This is a genomic window from Kitasatospora sp. NPDC091257, from assembly GCF_044757675.1.
GTDB classification, from domain to species: Bacteria; Actinomycetota; Actinomycetes; order Streptomycetales; family Streptomycetaceae; genus Kitasatospora; species Kitasatospora lactacystinica.
This window is the reverse complement of sequence record NZ_JBIVVI010001117.1, coordinates 1-2,991: the sequence shown is the minus strand read 5'-3', so window position 1 is coordinate 2,991 and position 2,991 is coordinate 1. Positions and strand designations below refer to the sequence as shown.

At 70.6% G+C, this 2,991-nt stretch carries 1 protein-coding gene and 1 pseudogene; one reads left to right on the top strand and one right to left on the bottom strand.

What is annotated here, in order from left to right; all coding sequences use genetic code 11:
• On the bottom strand, positions 1-1,750 hold a 1,750-nt coding region (locus ACIQOV_RS35130; protein ID WP_401054900.1), incomplete at its 3' end, for a fatty acyl-AMP ligase.
• Positions 1,751-2,871: 1,121 nt separating this feature from the next.
• On the opposite strand from ACIQOV_RS35130, the pseudogene ACIQOV_RS35125 reads away from it, so the two are divergent.
• A pseudogene (locus ACIQOV_RS35125) lies at positions 2,872-2,991 on the top strand (phosphoadenylyl-sulfate reductase); the annotation flags it as partial.

Genomic DNA, 2,991 nt, shown 5'->3' with positions numbered 1-2,991 from the left:
CCTGCGGGACCTCCCGGGGGGTGAGCCGGCGCAGACCGGCGATCCGCTCGGTCAGCCAGTCGGCCACGGCCTGCCGGGAGCGCTCCGGCGCGGCGTCCGCGGGGGTGTCGCGGACGGCCGCCACGGAGGAAACGTGGACCGGCTTGAGCCCGTCCTCCAGGAAGAGCCGCTTGCACTCCTGCCGGCGGACCTTGCCGCTCGACGTCAGCGGGAGCTGGGCCGGGCGGATCAGCACCACGGTCCGCGGGTCGAGTCCGTGCTCCTCGACGACGGCGAGCCGGATGCTGCGGACGACCTCGTCGCGGTCGGCGCCGCGGAATCCCTCCCGGGTCAGTTCGCTGACCACGACCAGCTGTTCGACGCCCTCGGCGTCCTCCACCGGGAAGGCGACGCCCTTGTCGCGTTCGAGGGCCGGGTGGGAGTCCGCGACGGTCAGCTCGATGTCGTGCGGGTAGTGGTTGACACCGCGGACCACGATCAGGTCCTTGCGCCGTCCGGTGATGTACGTGTGCGGGCCGAGCCGCCCGCCCAGGTCCCCGGTGCGCAGGTACGGACCGCTGCCGTCGGCCAGACGGGCCCCGAAGGCGGCCTCGGTCGCCTCGGCGTTCCGCCAGTAGCCGGGGCTCACGGTGTCGCCGCTCAGCCAGAGTTCACCGCACTGCCCGTCGGGGACGGGGGTCCGGGTCTCCGGGTCGACGACCAGCAGCCCGGTGTCCGGCAGGACGTCGCCGTTGCTCGGGAGGCGGCGGCTTCCCGGCGCGCCGTCCGCCACGCGCCGCAGCCGTCCGCGCCCCAGCTCCTCGATGTCGAAGGAGGCGAGTCCCAGCGGCTCGTCGCGCCGGCGCACCGTCACGGCGAGCGTGGATTCGGCCATTCCGTAGGCCGGGGTGAAGATGTCGGCGCGACATCGGAACGGCGCGAACTCGGCGGCGAACCGCTCGATCGACTGCGGGCGAATCGGTTCGGCGCCGATCATCAGCGTGCGGAGCGCGGAGAGGTCCAGGCCCTCGCGGTCCTCGGGGCGGATGCGGTCGCAGCACAGGTCGAGCGCGAAGTTGGGGCCGAAGGTCAGCGCGGCCCGGTAGCGGGTGGCCGCGGCGAGCCAGCGCAACGGCTCCTGGACGAAGTCGATCGGCGCCAGCAGCACGTTCGTCGCACCGGCCCGTAGCGGGAACAGCAGGCCGGCCACCAGGCCGAAGTCGTGGAAGAGCGGCAGCCAGGACAGCGACACCTCGTCCGGCCCCAGCTCCAGCCCGTCGGCGAGCATGTCGAGCTGCTGGACGATGTTCCGGTGGGTGACCATCACACCGCGCGGGCGCCCCGTCGAGCCGGAGGTGTACTGGAGGTAGCCGACGTCGTCCGGGCGGAGTTCGGGCTCGCGCCAGTCGTCCGGGTCCGCGGCGGTGAGCTCACTTGTCGTCATCACCGCGCAGGAGGAGGGGAGTTCACCGACCATCGACCGGACCCGGTCCGCCCCCACCACGGCGAGCCGCGGATCGCAGTCGTCGACGATGCCTTCGACCCGGGCCCCCTTGCGGCTCCGGGTCGGCGGGAAGGCGGGCACTGCGATCGCCTGCGCGTAGAGGCAGCCCAGGAAGGCGACGGCGTAGTCGACGCCCTGGGGCAGCAGGATGAGCACGCGCTCGCCGGCCAGGCCGCGGGCCTGGAGCCCCGCGGCGAACGCCCGGGCGCGGCGGTCGTACTCGGCGAACGACAGCCGGTCGAGCTCGCTCTCCCCCTCGGCCAGCATGATGATCGCCGGCTTCTCCGGAAACTCGTCAGCTCGTGCACGAACATCATTGACAATGGACACGGAGAAATCCGGACGAGACTTTGTTGCCACGCTTTATCCCGCTTTCGGAGCAGCCTGAAGTGACACACCTGAAGCCGTGAAGGAAACCACTGGAAACCTGCCGGAATGGCAGTGAAAAGTACTCGGGCAGACAAAAGGAAGGGGAGGCGGCAACGCGCCTTCAACCCTCCGACCCGAGGCGGCCTCAGCAGATGCCGGGCATATCCGTTCGCATGGACAACACCACCCTCGACCACTCCCCCGTTTCGCACTCCGGCCGGCCCGGGCTGCCGCGTGATCCGCCGCCCCACCCTGCCGGAGTCCATTGAATTGATGATCACCGTAATGAGCGGCCAGGGGTGCGTCAAGCATCGTCGGAGTTCCTCACAAGCGAAATGCAAGACCACCCCTTCCCCGACACCTGTGAAGAAAGAGTGCGAAAGGACGGCCAGCATGCAGAAAACGGGCATTGCCGCCATACGGCCCCGCCGGCCCCCGGGGCCCGGACCCCCGCCGCCCGGCCCGGCCACGACCGTCGGGTCGGGGTCGCACCGCCCGTACGCTGCACGAATCCAGCCCCACGGCAGCGGATCAGACGCTCCGTCAAGATCAAAGAACCGGCGGATACGGCTGGCGCTCCCTACCGAAGCGATCTATGCTCTGTTTCGGCCGCATGACCGAATGGGCTGCCCGACACGGGGAGGTGGGCACGGGGAGCCCGGTCGAATCGGATCGGCCCACGGGCCCCGCGCGGGGATTCGGCGGGAAGTCCACAGACGCATTCCCGCCCGAGCTCGGGTGCGAGTTCCAGCACTCCGCGACATTCCAGGTCGCCGCACCGACCACCCGCCGGGCCGGGTGGGGGGAACAGTTTGAAACTGTTGGCGTGGACATTGCATGACAATGCGCGATCGCTGAGCCGTCAGAACTTCACAGGAGACGGCCCGTTCGGATTTCCTGCCACCGGCCACGGGGCCGCTTGATCCGGGATCCCCCGGACTCCTCGGGCATCCGCCGAGCCGTGGGCCCCGCCGCACCGGGCGGGCGAGGAACAGCTTTCGACAATGGGGGACGACTGCATGACCGCGACTGACTACGCGTCGCTGGCGGAGAGGGCCGGGCGCGCGTTGGAGGAGGCCTCCGCGCAGGAGGTCCTCGCCTGGGCGGCCGAGACCTTCGGCGGGCGGTTCTGCGTGACC